The following is an 18,182-nucleotide window of genomic DNA, read 5'->3' as shown; positions in this document are numbered from 1 at the left end:
AAACTCGACCGCTCTGTTCAAGCGCTCAATCTGGCCTGCGCCGCCAGCCGGCTGATCGCACCGTCCAGCTCATCCAGCGCCTGCTGTGCCTGCGGACTTTCCTGCTTGAGCAAGGTCTCGCTGCGCTGGCAGGCCGCGCGCAACTGCGGCACACCGCAATAGCGCGAGGCGCCGTTCAGGCGGTGTACCTGCTCGATCAGGCCATTGCGGTCGTCTGCATCGCGGGCCGCACGAATGGCTTCGCGGTCTGCCTCCAGCGAGGCCAGCAGCATGCTCAGCATGTCGGCTGCCAGGTCCGCCTTGCCTGCCGCCAGGCGCAAGCCTTCTTCGGGGTCGAGTACCTTGAGCTCATCGCTGTTGGCCAACAGATCGGTTTGCGCCTGCCGCGGTGTGCCCAGGCTCAGCCCCGTCCATTTCATCACCACCTGGGCCAGTTGCCGTTCGCTGATTGGCTTGGTCAGGTAGTCGTCCATGCCGCCGTGCAGCAATGCGCGTTTTTCATTGGCCATGGCGTGGGCGGTAAGGGCAACGATCGGCAGCGGGTTGCCACTTTGGGTATTTTCCCAAAGCCGAATCTGCTCTGTGCAGGCGCGGCCATCCATGCCGGGCATCTGCACGTCCATCAGTATCAGGTCGAAGGGCTCGTCCTGTACGGCCTTTACCGCGGCATAACCGTTGTCTACGGCCAGCACCTCGGCGCCAAGGTCCTCTAGCAGGGTCTGGACCAACAGCAAGTTGGCGGCATTGTCGTCGACGCACAGGATTTTCGGCTGCCGCTGGCCGTTGATGCTGTTCGCTTCGCCCAGCGGGCGGCGTGGTTGCACCAGCTCCAGCAGCAGGCGGCGCAGTTTGCGGGTGCAGGTCGGCTTGGACAGCAACTGGCCATGACCATTGGGCAGGAACGGGTGGTAAAGGGCTTGCTCGGTGGTCGGGCACAGCACCACGCATTGGCAGTGGTGGCGCTCAAGCTGCTGGTGGTAGTGGCCCAGTTGCTCGGGCGACAGGGTGCCCAGGTTGGCCCCGAGCACGGCGAACTCGAACGGCTGGCCGGCCTGGCTGGCAGCTTGCACCGCTTGCAGCAGCTGGTCGTAGGAGGTGAACAGGCTGACACTGAGGCCGCAGTCTTCCAGTTGGTGTTCCAGCGCCTGACGGGCCAGCTCGTGGCCGTCGACGATGGCGGCGCGGCGGCCCAGCAGCGGCTGTAGCGCAAACGCCTCGACATCGTCGTGGGCTTTGGGCAGGTTGAGGCTGATCCAGAACTGCGACCCTTCGCCCGGGGTGCTGTCGACGCCGATTTCGCCGCCCATCTGCTCGATCAGGCGTTTGGAAATCACCAGCCCCAGGCCGGTGCCGCCGGGCTGGCGGGCCAGCGAGTTGTCGGCCTGGCTGAAGGCCTGGAACAGTGTACGTACATCCTGCGGCGACAGGCCGATACCGGTGTCCTGCACACTGATGCGCAGCTGTGCGCTGTCTTCGTGCTCGTCTTCGAGCATGGCACGTACGACGATGGTGCCTTCGCGGGTGAACTTGATGGCGTTGCTGACCAGGTTGGTCAGGATCTGCTTGAGCCGCAGCGGGTCGCCGATCAACGAAGCGGGCGTGTCGCGATAGATCAGGCTGAGCAATTCCAGCTGCTTGGCGTGGGCGGCCGGTGCCAGGATGGTCAGCGTATCCTGAACCAGGTCACGCAGGTTGAACGGGATGCTGTCGAGCACCAGTTTGCCGGCCTCGATCTTGGAGAAATCGAGGATCTCGTTGATGATCCCGAGCAAATTGTCGGCGGATTTCTCGATGGTGCTCAGGTAGTCCAGCTGGCGCGGCGTCATCTCGCTTTTTTGCAGCAGGTGGGTAAACCCCAGAATGCCATTGAGCGGGGTGCGGATCTCGTGGCTCATGTTGGCCAGGAACTCCGACTTGATGCGGCTGGCCTCAAGCGCCTCCTTGCGTGCCATGTCCAGCTCGATGTTCTGAATCTCGATGGTTTCGAGGTTCTGGCGCACGTCTTCGGTGGCCTGGTCGATGCTGTGCTGCAGTTCTTCATGGGCATTTTGCAGGGTTTCGGCCATGCGGTTGATACCGTGTGCCAGCTCGTCCAGCTCATGGCTGCCCATGGTTGGCAGGCGTTCTTCCAGGTGGCCGTCCTTGAGCTGGTTGACCGCGTGCTTGATGCGCTCGATGGGGCCGTTGATGGTGCGGCTCATGCGCAGCGCCAGCAGGCCGCTGAGGGCCAGGCAAGCGAGGATCAGCAACAGGCTGGTGAACAGGTTGCGATAACCGCGCAGCAGTGTGCCGTCGTGCGACAGCTCGATCTCGACCCATCCCAGCAGGCGCTCGGCCTCGGCCGGTACGGCATCGGTGGCCAGATCACGGTGGTGGCCGAAGACAGGCATCAGGTAGCGGGTGGCGTCGTTGCCGCTGCGTTGCAACAGCTGGGTGCCCGTACCGCCGCTGGGGGGCTGGTTGAGCATGCTCGGGCCAGCGTGGGCCAGGCGTGTGCGGTCCGGGGCCAGGAAGGCAACGGCCCGTACATCGGACTGCTCCAGGGTCTGCGCGGCGATACGCTCCAGTTGCGCTGGCGCGAGCCGGGCCATGGCGGGGGCGGCCAGTGGCGCCAGTTGTTCGGCAATCATCTTGCCACGCTGCAACAGCTGGGTGCGCAGGTCGTTCTGTTGCAGCCAGGTGAAGTAACTGCCCAGCACCAGGGCCATCAGGCCGGCCGGCAGCAGTGCCAGCAGCAGGACCCGGCTACGGATTCCCAAGCGATCGAGCACACTCGCCTCCTGTGATGTGCCTGGATGCCGTCAAGTGGTGACGGCCAAGCCGCGAAGTTACTCCGCCTGCGGCACCATTGCACCTCTTTAGTATGTGTTTTGCGCCATTGCCGGTGCATTGGTCGCAGGGCGGTTGCCTGGCAGGCGGTGGATGCTCAATAATCGCGCAATTGAGAATGCATGGCAGTTGCCAATGAATCCTGTAGCTATTCACAACTCCACTATCCTCGCCATCGAGGATGATCCGGTGCTCGGTGCCTACCTGCACGAAGAACTGCAACGCGGCGGCTTTCAGGTGACCTGGTGCCGCAATGGCCTGGAGGGCCTGGAGACGGCCGGGCGTCAGGTGTTCGATGTGGTGCTGATGGACATCCTGTTGCCCGGGCTCAATGGCCTTGACGCGTTGGCACAGTTACGCCAGCGCAGCGCCACGCCAGTGATCCTGATGTCGGCGCTGGGTGCCGAGGCCGACCGTATCAGTGGTTTCCAGCGTGGGGCCGATGACTACCTGCCCAAACCGTTCAGCATGGCCGAGCTGCAGGTGCGCATCGAGGCCATCCTGCGTCGGGTGGCCCTTGAGCGGCGTCATCAGGCGCCGCAGGAGCAGGCCGGCGGCGGTGAGCTGCAGTTCGACGAGGGGCTGTGCGATGTGCGGCTGGATGGCCGCCTGGCAGGCCTTACACCCAGCGAATTCCGCCTGCTCGACATCCTCAACCGCAACCTCGATGACGTTCTGAGCAAGCCGTTCCTTTACCAGCAGGTGTTGCAACGCGGCTATTCGCGGCATGACCGCAGCCTGGACATGCATGTCAGCCAGATCCGCCGCAAGCTCAAGGGCATCGGCTATGACGAGCGGCAGATCCGCACCGTGTGGGGCAAGGGCTACGTGCTCAGCGCCACCGAGGCGGAGTAAGCCATGCTCGACCGCCATTCGTTGTTCTGGAAGCTGGCCATCTTGCTGGTGGGCTTCTGCCTGCTGATGATTGGCCTCAGTTATACCTGGGGCCGGCACATGGAAATCCAGAACGCTTTCCTCTCTGAGCCGGCGCGGCAAACGCTGCGTGGCTATGCCGCCGAGGCCGAGCAAGCCTGGCGTAGCGGTGGGCGGGCGGGGGTGGACCAGTGGGTGGCGGCGATGCACCAGCGCGAACGGGGCTGGGTGGGTGTGCTGGATATCAACCTGCGGCCCCTCGACAGTGCCACCCTCAACCCGCAGATCATGCAGCGCCTGACGCGCCTGCGCGGGGTCGATTGGCCTATGAGCCGTCGCAGCGTCGACCAGCCTTGGGTGCGTGTACCGTTCCCGTCGGCGCCGGAGCAGGGCATGCTGGTGATCGAACTGCCGCAACGGTTCAATCCGGACCAGTACCGCTTGCTGTGGCGCATCGTCACCAACGGCATCATCCCCGGCCTGTTCACCTTGCTGCTGTGCGTGGGGCTGTACCGCATGTTGATCGTGCCCTTGAACCAGCTGCGCGAACAGGCCAATGCCTGGCGTGCCGACCAGCTGTCGGCACGCCTGGACTCGCGCACCATCGCCCGGCATGACGAGCTGGGCGAGCTGGCCCGCGCCTTCGACCAGATGGCCGAGCGGCTGCAGGGCACGGTGGCCATGCAGCAGCAGTTGTTGCGCGACTTGTCGCATGAAATGCGCACGCCGTTGAGCCGGCTGCGGGTGGCCTGTGACGGTGAAACCGACTTGCAACGCCTGCGCGAGCGCCTGACCCGTGAAGTGGATGGTATGCAGCAACTGGTAGAAGACACCCTGCAGTTGGCCTGGCAGGACGCCGAACGTGCGCCGATGAACCTGGAGCCGATCGAAGTCCACGCGTTGTGGGAGCTGCTGGCCGAGAATGCCAGCTACGAGAGCGGTTGGTCGCTTGAGCGCTTGCGCTGTGAAGTGCCGGCCGACTGCTGGGTGCAGGGCAACCTCAACCACTTGGCCCAGGCACTGGAAAACATGTTGCGCAATGCCATTCGTCACTCGCCTGCCGAGGGTGTGGTGCGCCTGGGTGGGCAGCGCGAAGGCAGTTACTGGTGGTTGTGGCTGGAAGATGAAGGCGGGGGTGTGGCAGAAGAGGACCTGGAACGGATCTTCGCGCCGTTCTCGCGGCTGGACGGTTCGCGGCCGGGGGATGGTGGTTTTGGCTTGGGGCTGAGCATCGCCCGCAGTGCCATCCAGCGCCAGGGCGGCACTTTGTGGGCGCAGAATGGCAAGCGTGGGCTGCAACTGTGGATGCGCTTGCCGTCACATGCGGTGGTCTCGGCGCGGGCGCAGGACGCCTTATAGCTTGTAGCTATATGTTCTACAGATTGCGTGATATGGCCGCGAAGGGTTTGCCGGTATGATAGGCGCCCCTGCCGTCCGGATTGTGAAATACGCCATGACCTTGCAGTACCCAACCATCGCCGATTGCGTCGGCAATACGCCACTGGTTCGCCTGCAGCGCATTGCTGGCGAAACCAGCAACACCCTCCTGCTCAAGCTCGAAGGTAACAATCCTGCCGGCTCGGTGAAAGACCGCCCTGCGCTGTCGATGATCACCCGCGCCGAGCTGCGTGGCCAGATCAAGCCCGGCGACACCTTGATCGAAGCCACCTCCGGCAACACCGGCATCGCCCTGGCGATGGCGGCGGCAATCAAGGGTTACAAGATGATCCTGATCATGCCCGACAATTCCACCGCCGAGCGTAAGGCCGCGATGACCGCCTACGGCGCCGAGCTGATTCTGGTGACCAAGGAAGAGGGCATGGAAGGTGCCCGCGACCTGGCCGAGAAGCTGCAGGCCGAAGGCCGCGGCCTGGTGCTTGACCAGTTCGCCAACGGCGACAACCCGATCGCCCACTACAACAGCACTGGCCCGGAAATCTGGCAGCAGACCCAAGGCACCATTACCCATTTCGTCAGTTCCATGGGCACCACCGGCACCATCATGGGCTGCTCGCAGTACCTCAAGGAGCAGAATCCGGCGGTGCAGATCATCGGCCTGCAGCCCATGGAAGGCTCGGCCATTCCAGGCATTCGCCGCTGGCCCGAGGAATACCTGCCGAAAATTTTCGACGCCACCCGCGTAGACCGCGTGGTCGACATGTCGCAGCAGGAAGCCGAAGACACCACCCGCCGCCTTGCCCGTGAAGAGGGCATTTTCTGCGGCGTGTCTTCCGGTGGTGCGGTCGCAGCCATGCTGCGCCTGTCCCGTGAGGTGGAAAATGCCGTGATGGTCGCGATCATTTGCGACCGCGGCGACCGTTACCTGTCCACCGGCCTGTTCGACCCGAGCTAAATGTCCAAGAAAAAAAGCAACAGCGGCCTGCGCTTTCAGCCGGCCGGCGGCAACCGTAGCCCCCAGGTCCCCGTGGGCAAGAAGCAGCGCCTGGATATCGAGCGCCTGGCCGGTGACGGCCGTGGCATTGCCTTCCTTGACGGGCGCACCTGGTTTGTCAGTGGCGCCCTGGCCGGTGAGGCCGTGGAGGCGCGCGTGCTCAATGCCCGTGGCAAAGTGGTCGAGGCCCGCCTGGAGCGCCTGCTACAGGCCAGCCCCGAGCGCCGCGAGGCGCCGTGCCGTTATTACGACCGCTGCGGAGGCTGCAACCTGCAGCACCTGCCGCACGAAGCGCAACTGGCGCTCAAACAGCGCACGCTGGCCGAACAGCTGCAGCGAGTGGCTGGCGTGCAGCCCGAGGAATGGGCCGCACCGCTGAGCGGGCCGGAATTTGGCTACCGACGCCGTGCCCGCGTGGCCGTTCGCTGGGACGTCAAGGCGCGTCAGCTGGAGGTCGGCTTCCGTGCCGAAGCCAGCCAGGCCATCATCGCCATCGACGATTGCGCGGTACTGGTACAGCCTTTGCAGTCGATTCTGCGCCACTTGCCGACGGTGCTGCGTTCGTTGAGCAAACCCCAGGCGCTGGGCCACGTGGAGCTGTTCAGTGGTACCGCCGAGGCGGTGCTGGTGCGTCATGTTGCGCCGCTGCCGGCAGAAGACCTGGCGAAACTGCAGGCGTTTTGCGAGCAGGCCGATGCCCAGCTGTGGTTGCAGGGTGAAGGTGAACCTGCGCCGGTGGACGCTACCGCACAACTGGGCTTTGCCTTGGCACCGTGGCAGCTGGAACTGGCCTGGCGCCCGGGCGACTTCGTCCAGGTGAATGCCCAGGTCAACACGGCGATGATCGAGCAGGCCCTGGCCTGGCTCGCACCGCAGGCCGACGAACGTGTGCTGGACCTGTTCTGCGGCTTGGGCAACTTCGCCCTGCCGCTGGCCCGCCAGGCGCGCGAAGTGGTGGCTGTGGAAGGTGTACAGGCCATGGTCGATCGGGCCGCGGCCAATGCCCGAAACAACAATGTGCATAACGCACGGTTTTTTCAGGCCGATTTATCGCAGCCTTTGGCAGGCACCGGATGGGCCGCCGAGGGCTTTTCTGCGGTACTCTTGGATCCACCGCGCGACGGTGCTTTCGAGGTGGTGCAAGGCATCGCACGCCTCCAGGCCAAACGGCTGGTCTACGTATCGTGCAACCCGGCCACGCTGGCGCGAGACGCCCAGGTGCTGGTCGGCCAGGGGTACCGGTTAAAAAGGGCCGGGATTCTCGACATGTTTCCTCAAACGGCGCATGTCGAGGCCATGGCGTTATTCGAAGCGGGCTAGCAGACTGGCCCCTTGGTGCGGCTTCCATGGAATGGCAGCCGCACGGTGATCGCCAGCGCATCCGCGTGGTGCGCTGTATGGAAAGGTAAAACAAAGATGGTACAGGTGAGAGTGCACCAGCCGGTCAACACCGACGGCAGTATCAATCTCGAAGCATGGTTGGACCATGTGGTAAGCGTCGATTCGGCACTGGATCGCGCAGCGCTGAAAGAGGCCTGCGAGTTTGCCCACGAGGTCGAGAAAAAGGGCAACCCGGCCAAGCATTCCTGGGCGGACGGTACGTCCAGCTTCCAGGCGGGGCTGGAGATCGCCGAAATCCTCGCCGACCTCAAGCTCGACCAGGACTCCCTGGTGGCAGCGGTCATCTACCGCTCGGTGCGCGAAGGCAAGGTCACCCTGGCTGAAGTCAGCCAACGTTTTGGCCCGGTGGTGTCGAAGCTGATCGACGGCGTGCTGCGCATGGCCGCCATCAGTGCCAGCCTCAGCCCGCGGCAGTCGCTGGTGCTGGGCTCGCAGGCGCAGGTCGAGAACCTGCGCAAGATGCTCGTGGCCATGGTCGACGACGTGCGTGTGGCGCTGATCAAGCTGGCCGAGCGCACCTGCGCGATCCGTGCGGTCAAGGCTGCTGACGACGAGAAACGCCTGCGTGTCGCGCGCGAGGTGTTCGACATCTATGCGCCGCTGGCGCACCGCCTGGGTATCGGCCACATCAAGTGGGAGCTGGAAGACCTGTCTTTCCGCTACCTCGAACCCGACCAGTACAAGCAGATCGCCAAACTGCTGCACGAGCGCCGGCTGGACCGCGAGCGCTTCATCAGCGACGTGATGAACCAGTTGCAGAACGAGTTGCTGGCCACGGGCGTGAAGGCCGATATCAGCGGTCGGGCGAAACACATCTATTCGATCTGGCGCAAGATGCAGCGCAAAGGCCTGGAATTCAGCCAGATCTACGACGTGCGTGCGGTGCGCGTGCTGGTGCCGGAAATCCGCGACTGCTACACCGCGCTGGGCATTGTGCACACGCTGTGGCGGCACATCCCCAAAGAGTTCGACGACTACATCGCCAACCCCAAGGAGAACGGCTATCGCTCGCTGCACACGGCGGTGATCGGCCCGGAGGGCAAGGTGCTGGAAGTGCAGATCCGTACCCACGGCATGCACGAAGAAGCCGAGCTCGGCGTATGCGCCCACTGGCGCTACAAGGGCACCGACGTCAAGCCGAGCTCCAACCACTACGAAGAGAAGATCTCCTGGCTGCGCCAGGTGCTGGAGTGGCACGAAGAGCTGGGCGACATCGGTGGCTTGGCCGAGCAGTTGCGCGTCGACATCGAGCCGGACCGGGTTTATGTATTCACACCGGACGGCCATGCCATCGACCTGCCCAAGGGTGCCACGCCGCTGGACTTCGCCTACCGGGTGCACACCGAGATTGGCCATAACTGCCGTGGCGCCAAGATCAACGGCCGTATAGTACCGCTGAACTACAGCCTGCAGACCGGCGAGCAGGTCGAGATCATCACCAGCAAGCACGGTAACCCCAGCCGCGACTGGTTGAACTCCAACCTGGGCTATGTCACCACCTCGCGGGCGCGGGCCAAGATCGTGCACTGGTTCAAGCTGCAGGCGCGCGACCAGAACGTCGCCGCTGGCAAGACCTTGCTCGAACGTGAACTCAGCCGCCTGGGCCTGCCGCAGGTCGACTTCGAGCGCCTGGCCGAGAAAACCAACGTCAAGACCGCCGAGGACATGTTCGCCTCGCTGGGGGCGGGCGACCTACGCCTGGCCCATCTGGTCAATGCTGCCCAGCAGTTGCTGGAACCCGAGCGTGTCGAGCAGATCGAGCTGGTGCCGCGCAAGCCTACCGGCCCGCGTACTGGCAAGCGTGGTGATATCCAGATCCAGGGGGTCGGCAACCTGCTGACGCAGATGGCCGGCTGCTGCCAGCCGCTGCCGGGCGATGCCATTGTCGGCTACATCACCCAGGGCCGTGGCGTGAGCATCCACCGCCAGGACTGCGCCTCGGTGCTGCAGCTGGCGGGCAAGGAGCCGGAGCGCATGATCCAGGTGAGCTGGGGGCCGATCCCGGTGCAGACCTACCCGGTTGACATCGTTATTCGTGCCTACGACCGCCCGGGCCTGCTGCGCGACGTTTCGCAGGTGCTGCTGAACGAGAAAATCAACGTGCTGGCGGTGAACACCCGCTCGAACAAGGAAGACAACACCGCGCTGATGTCGCTGACCATCGAGATTCCAGGCCTGGACGCGCTGGGGCGCCTGCTGGGGCGGATTTCGCAGTTGCCGAACATCATCGAGACGCGGCGTAATCGTACCCCTTGAGACTGCGGCGCCTGCTTCGAGGGTAAACCCGCTCCTACCCCTGTAGGAGTGGGCTTGCCCGCGAAGAGGGCGCCACCGAAGGACCTGCCTACATGACCTACACCCTCGAAGACCTGCTGCACCTCATGGCCCGCCTGCGCGACCCGCAGTACGGTTGCCCATGGGACCTCAAGCAGAACTACGCGAGTATCGTCCCGCACACGATTGAAGAAGCCTACGAGGTCGCCGACACCATCGAGCGCGGTGATTTCGAGCACCTGCAAGGTGAGCTGGGCGACTTGCTGTTCCAGGTGGTCTACTACAGCCAGCTGGCCCGGGAGGAGGGGCGTTTCGAGTTCGATGGCGTGGTCGACAGCATCACCCGCAAGCTGATTCGTCGCCATCCACATGTATTCCCTACCGGCGAGCTTTATGCGCCGCTGGATACCCCCAGCCTGAGCGAGGCCCAGGTCAAGTCCCGTTGGGAGGAGATCAAGGCCGAGGAGCGGGCCGAGAAAAGCACGCCCGAGCAACTGTCGCTGCTCGATGACGTGCCGTCAGCCTTGCCGGCCCTGTCACGGGCAGCCAAACTGCAAAAGCGCGCCGCCACGGTCGGTTTCGACTGGCCGGCAGCATTACCGGTGCTGGACAAGGTGCGCGAAGAACTGGACGAGGTGTTGCAGGCCATGGCCGACGGCGATGCCGATGCCCTCGAAGATGAAGTGGGCGACCTGCTGTTCGCCACCGTCAACCTGGCCCGCCACCTCAAGCATGACCCGGAAAACGCCCTGCGCCGCGCCAACCGCAAGTTCGAACGACGTTTCCGTTTTATCGAACAGGCATTGCGCGACAGTGGTCGCCCCATTGAAGATTGTCACCTTGACGAACTGGATGCCCTTTGGGGGGAAGCCAAGCGTCAGGAAAAGAACCTGCCCAGCTGCGGCTGAGCTGTTGCATAAGTGAGTGAACATTCATGAGCCTTTCCCTTCGCGACCAATTGCTCAAAGCCGGTCTGGTCAACCAGAAACAGGTCTCGCAGACCAACAAAGCTGAAAAGAAACAGAAGCGCATGGAGCACAAAGGCCAGGTCGAAGTCGACGACAGCCAGCAGCGCATGGCCAAGGAAGCCATGGCCGAAAAGGTCAAGCGTGACCAGGAGCTGAATCGCCAGCAGCAGGAAAAGGCCGAGCAGAAGGCCCGTGCTGCACAGATCAAGCAACTGATCGAAGCTACTCGTCTGCCTAAGCTGAGCACCGAGGATTACTACAACTTCGTCGATGACAAGAAGGTCAAGCGCATTGCCGTCAATGCCTTGATGCGTACCAAGCTGAGTAACGGCGCGTTGGCCGTGGTTTCTCATGCCGGTGGCTACGAGGTTATCCCTCGCGAAGCGGCGGTGAAGATTCAGGAGCGCGACCCTGGCCGTATCCTGTTGCTCAATACCCATGTCGAGGAAGCGGACGAAGATGACCCGTACGCCGCCTACAAGATCCCTGATGATCTGATGTGGTAAACACGAAAAACCCCGCCTTGGCGGGGTTTTTTATTTGAAGGCTGGGTCATTGCGTGGTGCGCTGGTTTTCCAGGTCTTCCAGCTCTACGCGGTACTGGTGCGCTTCGTGTTCGTTGTGGAACATCCCCACCAGTTGACCTTGTTGGTGCACATCCCAGATCCGCATGCCGGCGGCCAGGCTTTCGTGGGACATTTTCGATTCGTCGCGTTCGGTTACTTGGACAGTCATCGGTAAACTCCACTTCTTCAGTTGGCTGCGACAGTGTGTCGCACACCCTCTTTATAGAGTTTGTTAGCAGGCTAAGTAAATAAAACGGGCATGAAACAAGTTTCATGAAGGCCAGTGCCTTTGCACAAGAGCATAAAAAAGCCCCGCACTGGGCGGGGCTTGGGATGTTGCAGGCAGTGCTGGATCAGTTGCCTTTCACCGGCTTGCCATCGACCGTGCCATCCTGCAGCACGATCACGTACTCCTTGCCATCGGTCTCTACCTGGCGCAGTTGCACCAGCAGGTAGTCCCAGTTCTTGGCGAACCACAGCTCGGTGATGCGCTTGCTCTGGCTTGGGTCGCGCACGCGCTCGACCTTCACCGCATCGACCTGGCCGGTCTTGGTGGTGACTTTTTCGGTGCCCAGCACGCGGAAGTCGTAGGTGTCGATCTCGTCACCATCAACCACCTGGTAGGTCATGCTTTTCTTGCCGGCGGCCACGTCATGCTGCAGGGCCAACTGGTAGGATGACTTGTCCAGCACGCCACGGTTCAGCGGCAGGCTGACGGCATCACCACGGTCGCTGCCGGTGACTTTCTTGCCAGTCCAGTCGAAGTTCAGGTCGACCTTCTTGGCCTTGCCCAGGCCGCCGCGCTCGAAGTGGTACTTCTGCGGCAGCAGGGTGTCGTTTTCCATGCGCAGGGTGCTTTGCTCGGTCAGGCTGGCGATCATCATGGAGGCCTTGAAGTTAAGGTCCCAGGTACCATTGGCATTCTTGACCAGGCTGCGCTCGGCGGTGCCGCTCATGGGCAGCTGCTTCCAGTCGGCGGTGTAGCTGGCCGAGAAAGGCTTCAGATCAGCTGCCTGGAGGGGCAGGGCGAGCACGGCGAGAGCCAAAAGCAGGGCGCGACGCATAAATTCTCCTAGGATCGAATCAAGTGACCGCTGGCCGCCAGGGGCTGGCCATCCAGTAATGCGCCCTGTTCGCCAAGGCGCAAGCGCCCTTCAGCGAACCAGCGCACCGCCAGCGGGTAGATCAGGTGTTCCTGACGGTGTACCCGTTGGGCCAGGCTTTCGACGGTGTCGTCAGACGCCACCGGTACCACAGCCTGTACGACCAGTGGGCCGCCATCGAGTTCCTCAGTCACGAAGTGTACGCTGCAGCCGTGCTCGGCGTCGCCTGCCTCCAGTGCCCGCCGGTGGGTATGCAGGCCCTTGTACCTGGGCAGCAGCGACGGGTGGATGTTGAGCAGGCGACCCTGGTAGTGGCGCACGAAGTCGCCACTGAGGATGCGCATGAAGCCGGCCAGCACCACCAGGTCCGGCGCAAAACCGTCGATGCGCGCAACCAGCGCGGCATCGAAGGCTTCACGGCCGTCGAACTGGGTGTGGTCGAGCACCACGCTGTCGATACCGGCCGCCGCGGCACGTTGCAGGCCGTAGGCATCGGCGCGGTTGGAAACCACCGCACGGATGCGCACCGGGCTGTCCTGGCCTTGGCAGCTGTCGATCAGGGCTTGCAGGTTGCTGCCGGAGCCCGACAGCAGTACCACTACATTGCAGGTCTTGCTCGGCATCAGTGTGCCTTGAGGTTCTGCAGCTCGACCTGGGCGGCGCCTTCGGCGGCTTCGGCGATGTGGCCGATGACCCACGGCTGCTCACCGGCGGCGCGCAGTTCGTTCAGGGCAGCTTCAACCTGGTCCTGGGCTACGCAGATGACCATGCCCACGCCGCAGTTCAGTACGCGGTGCATTTCGTGCTCGTCGACGTTGCCTTTTTCCTGCAGGAAGTCGAACACCGCCGGACGCTGCCAGCTGGCCACGTCAACCACGGCCTGGGCGTTTTTCGGCAGTACGCGCGGGATGTTATCCAGCAGGCCGCCACCGGTGATGTGGGCCATGGCCTTGACGGCGCCGGTGTTCTTGATCAGTTGCAGCAGCGGCTTGACGTAGATGCGGGTCGGCGCCATCAGCAGGTCGGTCAGCGGCTTGCCGTCCAGCTGGGTGTTCTCGATGTCGGTAGCGGACACTTCGAGGATTTTGCGGATCAGCGAGTAGCCGTTGGAGTGCGGGCCCGAAGACGGCAGGGCGATCAGCGCGTCGCCAGTGGCAACCTTGGAGCCGTCGATGATTTCGGCTTTTTCCACCACGCCGACGCAGAAACCGGCCAGGTCGTAGTCTTCACCTTCGTACATGCCAGGCATTTCGGCGGTTTCACCACCGACCAGCGAGCAGCCGGCCAGTTCGCAACCGGCGCCAATGCCGGTGACCACGGTGGCGGCCACGTCAACGTTCAGCTTGCCGGTGGCGTAGTAGTCGAGGAAGAACAGCGGCTCGGCGCCGCATACCACCAGGTCGTTCACGCACATGGCGACCAGGTCCTGGCCGATGCTGTCGTGCTTGTTCAGGTTCAGCGCCAGGCGCAGCTTGGTGCCGACGCCGTCGGTGCCGGAGACCAGCACCGGCTGCTTGTAGCCGGCCGGGATCTCGCAGAGGGCGCCGAAGCCGCCCAGGCCACCCATGACTTCAGGGCGTGCGGTGCGTTTTGCCACGCCCTTGATGCGTTCGACCAGTGCTTCGCCGGCGTCGATGTCTACACCGGCGTCCTTGTAGCTCAGGGAGGGTTGCTTGCTCATTGATCCAGGCCTTTAGGAGGGAGGGATTCTTAAAAACGACCAAGACGGCCAAGGCCGGCGGGTAGACGGCGGCTGCCTGAACGTCAGTGGTCTGTGAAGGCGCGCGATTTTATCAGGGTTGCCGGGCAGCGGCCATCCTCAGGCCGACGGGCAGGGCGGTAAATTGTTGAAAAAGGGCTGAGGGTGGTTGATGCGGTTGCATGTGTATAAGCTGCAAGTAGCGAGCTTCATGCTCGACTGGACAGGAATCCTCCATGCGTTTGTTCAATATTCTGGCGGTCGGCGGCCTGGCCCTGATATCGGTTGCAGCCCAGGCTGAAAATGTCGCTGGCCTTTATCAGGTGCGCGAGCCAATGGCCGGGCAGGGCGCCGAAGCCCGTACTGCCGCCACTGCCAAAGCCCTCGACACTTTGGTGCTGCGCCTGACCGGCGACCCCAAGGCAGTGCAAAGCCCGGCACTTGCCGAGTTGCGCAAAGACCCGCAGCAAATCATCAACCAGGTTGGCAGCGAGGCCGGCCCACCCGAGTCGGTGGTGGTCGAGTTCGACCCCGGTAGCACCGAACGGGCCTTGCGCAAGGCCGGCCTGGCGCTGTGGGGCAGCAATCGGCCTTCGATTCTCGGCTGGTGGCTGAATGACAGTGCCGAGGGCAGCAGCCTGGTCGGTGACGGCCAGGCCAGCGCCCAGCCCCTGCGCCGTGCCGCCCAGCACCGTGGCTTGCCGTTGCGCTTGCCGCTGGCCGACTTGCAGGAGCAGCTGGTAGCCAATGCCAAGCAGGTCGAAGCCACCGACCCGGCACCTTTGCGTGAGGCCGCCGAGCGTTATGGCGCCGATGCCTTGCTGGCGGTGCATGCACAGGAAGCCGATGGCAAATGGCAGGGCAAGTGGCAGCTGTGGCTGGGCGACCAGCGTGAACAAGGCACGGCCGAAGGGGGCGACCCGGCTGCCCTGGCTGACGCGGTCATGTTGGCGGTCAGCAGTCGCCTGGCGCCGCGTTATGTCACCCGTCCGGGTGCCAGCAGCCAGATGCAGGTACAGGTGCAGGGGGTGAACCTGCAGCGCTATGCCGAGCTTGCCCGTGTGCTCGAACCCTATGGCCCACGCCTGCAAATGGCTGAAGGCACCACCCTGACCTATGGTGTGACCGGCAACCGCGAACAGCTGCGCGCCCAACTCGGCCTGGCCAAGTTGCAGGAGTTGCCCGCAGAGCAGGTGCCGGTAGCGCCCGCTACGCCAGCACCGGCAGCCGGTGAGCAACCTGCGCCGGCCCAACCTGCGCCCAAGCCGTTCGACGGCCTGCGTTTTCGCTGGTAAGGGGAGCATACCGTGACCGACGTTCGTCGCTGGATCTGGCTGGGCGCTGCCCTGCTGGTCGCTGTGCTGCTCTATAGCTTGCACAACATTCTTACCCCGTTTCTGGTCGGCATCCTGCTGGCCTACCTGGCCGACCCATTGGTTGACCGCCTGGAGCGTCTGGGGCTGTCGCGCACATGGGGTGTTGTGGTGGTATTCGGCCTGTTCACCCTGCTGTTGCTGGCCCTGCTGCTGGTGCTGGTGCCGATGCTTGCCAAGCAGCTGGTGCGCCTGTACGAGCTGGCGCCACAGATGCTCGACTGGCTTGAGCATGTTGCGTTGCCTTGGGTGCAGAGCCGCTTGGGCCTGGCTGATGGCTTCTGGAAGTTCGACAAGATCAAAGCTGCCATCGCTGGCCACATGGGCCAGACCACCGACATCGTCGGCATGCTGCTGTCGCATGCCACGGCCTCGAGCCTGGCGCTGATGGCCTGGCTGGCCAACATGGTACTTATTCCGGTGGTGGGCTTTTACCTGCTGCGTGACTGGGACCTGATGATGGCCAAGCTGCGCAGCCTGCTGCCACGCCAGCGTGAGCCGCAGGTGGTCGGGTTGGCGGGCGAATGCCACGAAGTACTCGGGGCGTTCGTGCGTGGGCAACTGATGGTAATGCTGGCCTTGGGCGTCATTTATTCGGCCGGGTTGATGCTGGTCGGGCTGGAACTGGGCCTGCTCATCGGTATGCTCGCAGGGTTGGCCGCCATCGTGCCCTACATGGGCTTCATCATAGGTATCGGTGCGGCCTTGGTGGCGGGGTTGTTCCAGTTTGGGGGCGACCTGTATCCGATGCTGGGCATCGTCGCGGTATTCATGGTCGGGCAGGCACTCGAAGGCATGGTGTTGACGCCGCTGCTGGTAGGGGACCGAATCGGCCTGCACCCGGTAGCGGTGATCTTTGCCATCCTGGCCGGTGGCGAACTGTTCGGTTTTACCGGGGTGTTGCTGGCACTGCCGGTGGCGGCCGTGATCATGGTGCTGCTGCGGCATGTGCATGACATGTACAAGGAATCGGACATGTATGCCGGGGATATCGACCCGCAGTTGTGATGTTGGGGCTGCGATGCAGCCCCCAACTTAGCGCAACTTGTTGATTTTGCTTGTGCTATCTGTTGCCGTGATTGTGCGGCCCGCCTTGCGGGTATAGACTTTGCAACATTGTTCACCAAAGGCCCCTTCGGTCCTGCTGACCGCCCGCGAGCATGAAACCACCGATCCAGTTGCCCCTGGGTGTGCGCCTGCGCGATGACGCCACCTTCATCAACTACTATCCGGGCGCCAATGCTGCGGCATTGGGCTACGTCGAGCGGCTATGCGAAGCCGACGCCGGCTGGACCGAGAGCCTTATCTACCTGTGGGGCAAGCAGGGTGTTGGCCGTAGCCACCTGCTGCAGGCTGCCACCCACCGCTTCCAGCAACGCGGCGAACCTGCTGTCTATCTGCCATTAGCGCAACTGCTCGATCGCGGCGTAGAACTGCTTGACTACCTCGCCCAGTACGAACTGGTATGCATCGACGACTTGCACGTGATTGCCGGCAAGGCGGACTGGGAAGAGGCCATGTTCCACTTGTTCAACCGCCTGCGTGACAGTGGCCGGCGCTTGCTGCTGGCCGCCTCGGCATCCCCGCGCGAATTGCCCATCAAGTTGCCGGACCTGAAGTCGCGGCTGACCTTGGCCCTGGTGTTCCAGATGCGTGGTTTGTCTGACGAAGACAAGCTGCGAGCCCTGCAACTGCGTGCTTCGCGCCGCGGCCTGCACCTCACCGACGAAGTCGGTCACTTCATCCTCACCCGCGGTGCGCGCAGCATGAGCGCGCTGTTCGACCTGCTGGAGCGCCTCGACCAGGCCTCGCTGCAGGCACAACGCAAGCTCACCATTCCGTTCCTCAAGGAAACCCTCGGCTGGTAACCCCCTGAAAACGCTGGGCCAGAGCGGCAAAACAAAAAAGTCACATCTTTTTCGATAAAATTTGCAAATGGCCATGATAGAGGGCATAGTTTCACCCTTCTAAAGGATTACAGACACGGTCGTGCCCATGCTAAAGCGCTTCGCACCCCTCGTGCCACTCGCACTCGTGACCCTGCTTTTTGGCTGCGCGGCCCAAGGCCCGGTTTCTCAGCCTCAGGATCACACCCCGGTCGCCACACAATCGGTGATCAAGGCTAAAGCTTCGTCCTCGTCGGTGTTCGGCGAGCCGGAAGAGCTGGCCACTGAAGATGACCTGGAGGCCTTCTCCAGCAACAGCAAGCCCTACCAGCTGCCCGTGCTGGCGGACAGTATTCTCGAGCGCGGCATGTCGTTGATCGGCACTCGCTACCGCTTCGGTGGTACCTCTGAAAAGTCCGGTTTCGACTGCAGCGGTTTCATCGGCTATCTGTTCCGCGAAGAGGCGGGTATGACCCTGCCACGCTCGACGCGCGAAATGATCAACGTCGATGCCCCGAAAGTGGCCCGCAACAAGCTCAAGCCGGGCGATCTGCTGTTCTTCAGCACCAACGGTCGCGGCCGCGTCAGCCATGCCGGCATCTATCTGGGTGACAACCAGTTCATCCACTCCAGCAGCCGCCGCAGCGGTGGCGTGCGCATCGACAGCCTCGGTGACCGCTACTGGAGCAAGACCTTCATCGAAGCCAAGCGTGCCTTGGCCATGGCGCCGACCAACATCGCGCGCAACTGATGGCAAAATGCTGTACCCTGCCACGGCGGCGATGCTTTGAAAAAAGCTCGCCGCCGTGCGTATTTAC

At 63.1% G+C, this 18,182-nt stretch carries 16 protein-coding genes; 11 read left to right on the top strand and 5 right to left on the bottom strand.

What is annotated here, in order from left to right; translation table 11 throughout:
- Positions 1–17: 17 nt before the first annotated feature.
- Positions 18–2,771, bottom strand: coding sequence for a response regulator (locus tag D906_RS15765; protein WP_019099305.1), 2,754 nt, complete (start codon positions 2,769–2,771; stop codon positions 18–20).
- 193 nt (positions 2,772–2,964) lie between these two features.
- Here D906_RS15765 and D906_RS15760 point away from each other — a divergent pair, with 193 nt between their 5' ends.
- From D906_RS15760 to D906_RS15730, 7 genes are all read left to right on the top strand, one after another.
- Positions 2,965–3,684 carry a response regulator transcription factor gene (locus D906_RS15760; protein WP_019099304.1) on the top strand — a complete coding sequence of 240 codons (720 nt, stop codon included), beginning with the start codon at positions 2,965–2,967 and terminating at the stop codon, positions 3,682–3,684.
- A 3-nt stretch (positions 3,685–3,687) separates the two neighbouring features.
- Positions 3,688–5,061, top strand: coding sequence for a cell wall metabolism sensor histidine kinase WalK (locus D906_RS15755; RefSeq protein ID WP_025754882.1), 1,374 nt, complete (start codon positions 3,688–3,690; stop codon positions 5,059–5,061).
- Between the two features lie 94 nt (positions 5,062–5,155).
- Complete coding sequence (cysM, locus tag D906_RS15750; RefSeq protein WP_025754883.1) at positions 5,156–6,055, top strand: cysteine synthase CysM; 900 nt, start codon at positions 5,156–5,158, stop codon at positions 6,053–6,055.
- On the top strand, positions 6,056–7,414 hold the full coding sequence (rlmD, locus tag D906_RS15745; RefSeq protein WP_019099301.1) for a 23S rRNA (uracil(1939)-C(5))-methyltransferase RlmD: 1,359 nt from the start codon (positions 6,056–6,058) through the stop codon (positions 7,412–7,414).
- Between the two features lie 96 nt (positions 7,415–7,510).
- Positions 7,511–9,751, top strand: a complete 2,241-nt coding sequence (relA, locus tag D906_RS15740) for a GTP diphosphokinase (RefSeq protein WP_019099300.1) — start codon at positions 7,511–7,513, stop codon at positions 9,749–9,751.
- A gap of 92 nt (positions 9,752–9,843) precedes the next feature.
- Positions 9,844–10,677 (top strand): nucleoside triphosphate pyrophosphohydrolase, encoded by an 834-nt coding sequence (gene mazG, locus D906_RS15735; RefSeq protein WP_025754884.1) that lies wholly within the window; start codon positions 9,844–9,846, stop codon positions 10,675–10,677.
- Positions 10,678–10,703: 26 nt separating this feature from the next.
- Entirely contained in the window at positions 10,704–11,243 is a 540-nt protein-coding gene (locus D906_RS15730; RefSeq protein ID WP_016715460.1) for a DUF2058 domain-containing protein, read from the top strand.
- Between the two features lie 46 nt (positions 11,244–11,289).
- Here D906_RS15730 and D906_RS15725 read toward each other — a convergent pair whose 3' ends face one another.
- From D906_RS15725 to purM, 4 genes are all read right to left on the bottom strand, one after another.
- Positions 11,290–11,472, bottom strand: a complete 183-nt coding sequence (locus D906_RS15725) for a hypothetical protein (protein ID WP_016715461.1) — start codon at positions 11,470–11,472, stop codon at positions 11,290–11,292.
- A gap of 184 nt (positions 11,473–11,656) precedes the next feature.
- Positions 11,657–12,367: a DUF3108 domain-containing protein gene (locus D906_RS15720; RefSeq protein WP_016715462.1), complete on the bottom strand. Its 711-nt coding sequence runs from the start codon at positions 12,365–12,367 to the stop codon at positions 11,657–11,659.
- An 8-nt stretch (positions 12,368–12,375) separates the two neighbouring features.
- Positions 12,376–13,029 (bottom strand): phosphoribosylglycinamide formyltransferase, encoded by a 654-nt coding sequence (gene purN, locus D906_RS15715; protein WP_019099299.1) that lies wholly within the window; start codon positions 13,027–13,029, stop codon positions 12,376–12,378.
- Positions 13,029–14,087 (bottom strand): phosphoribosylformylglycinamidine cyclo-ligase, encoded by a 1,059-nt coding sequence (purM, locus tag D906_RS15710; protein WP_003252437.1) that lies wholly within the window; start codon positions 14,085–14,087, stop codon positions 13,029–13,031. Before purM ends, purN begins: the two co-directional genes overlap by 1 nt.
- Positions 14,088–14,341: 254 nt before the next feature.
- On the opposite strand from purM, the gene D906_RS15705 reads away from it, so the two are divergent.
- From D906_RS15705 to D906_RS15690, 4 genes are all read left to right on the top strand, one after another.
- Positions 14,342–15,400 carry a DUF2066 domain-containing protein gene (locus D906_RS15705; protein WP_027609868.1) on the top strand — a complete coding sequence of 353 codons (1,059 nt, stop codon included), beginning with the start codon at positions 14,342–14,344 and terminating at the stop codon, positions 15,398–15,400.
- 12 nt (positions 15,401–15,412) lie between these two features.
- The gene (locus D906_RS15700) at positions 15,413–16,486 is read left to right on the top strand and encodes an AI-2E family transporter (RefSeq protein ID WP_019099297.1); all 1,074 of its coding nucleotides are present in this window, start codon (positions 15,413–15,415) and stop codon (positions 16,484–16,486) included.
- A gap of 152 nt (positions 16,487–16,638) precedes the next feature.
- The gene (gene hda / locus D906_RS15695) at positions 16,639–17,346 is read left to right on the top strand and encodes a DnaA regulatory inactivator Hda (RefSeq protein ID WP_003252443.1); all 708 of its coding nucleotides are present in this window, start codon (positions 16,639–16,641) and stop codon (positions 17,344–17,346) included.
- A 127-nt stretch (positions 17,347–17,473) separates the two neighbouring features.
- Positions 17,474–18,115, top strand: a complete 642-nt coding sequence (locus tag D906_RS15690; protein ID WP_019099296.1) for a C40 family peptidase — start codon at positions 17,474–17,476, stop codon at positions 18,113–18,115.
- The last annotated feature ends 67 nt before the right edge of the window (positions 18,116–18,182 follow it).

Origin of the sequence: Pseudomonas sp. LAIL14HWK12:I1, from assembly GCF_003202095.1 — a bacterium.
Taxonomy (GTDB): domain Bacteria; phylum Pseudomonadota; class Gammaproteobacteria; order Pseudomonadales; family Pseudomonadaceae; genus Aquipseudomonas; species Aquipseudomonas monteilii.
This window is presented reverse-complemented; position numbering and strand designations above follow the sequence as displayed.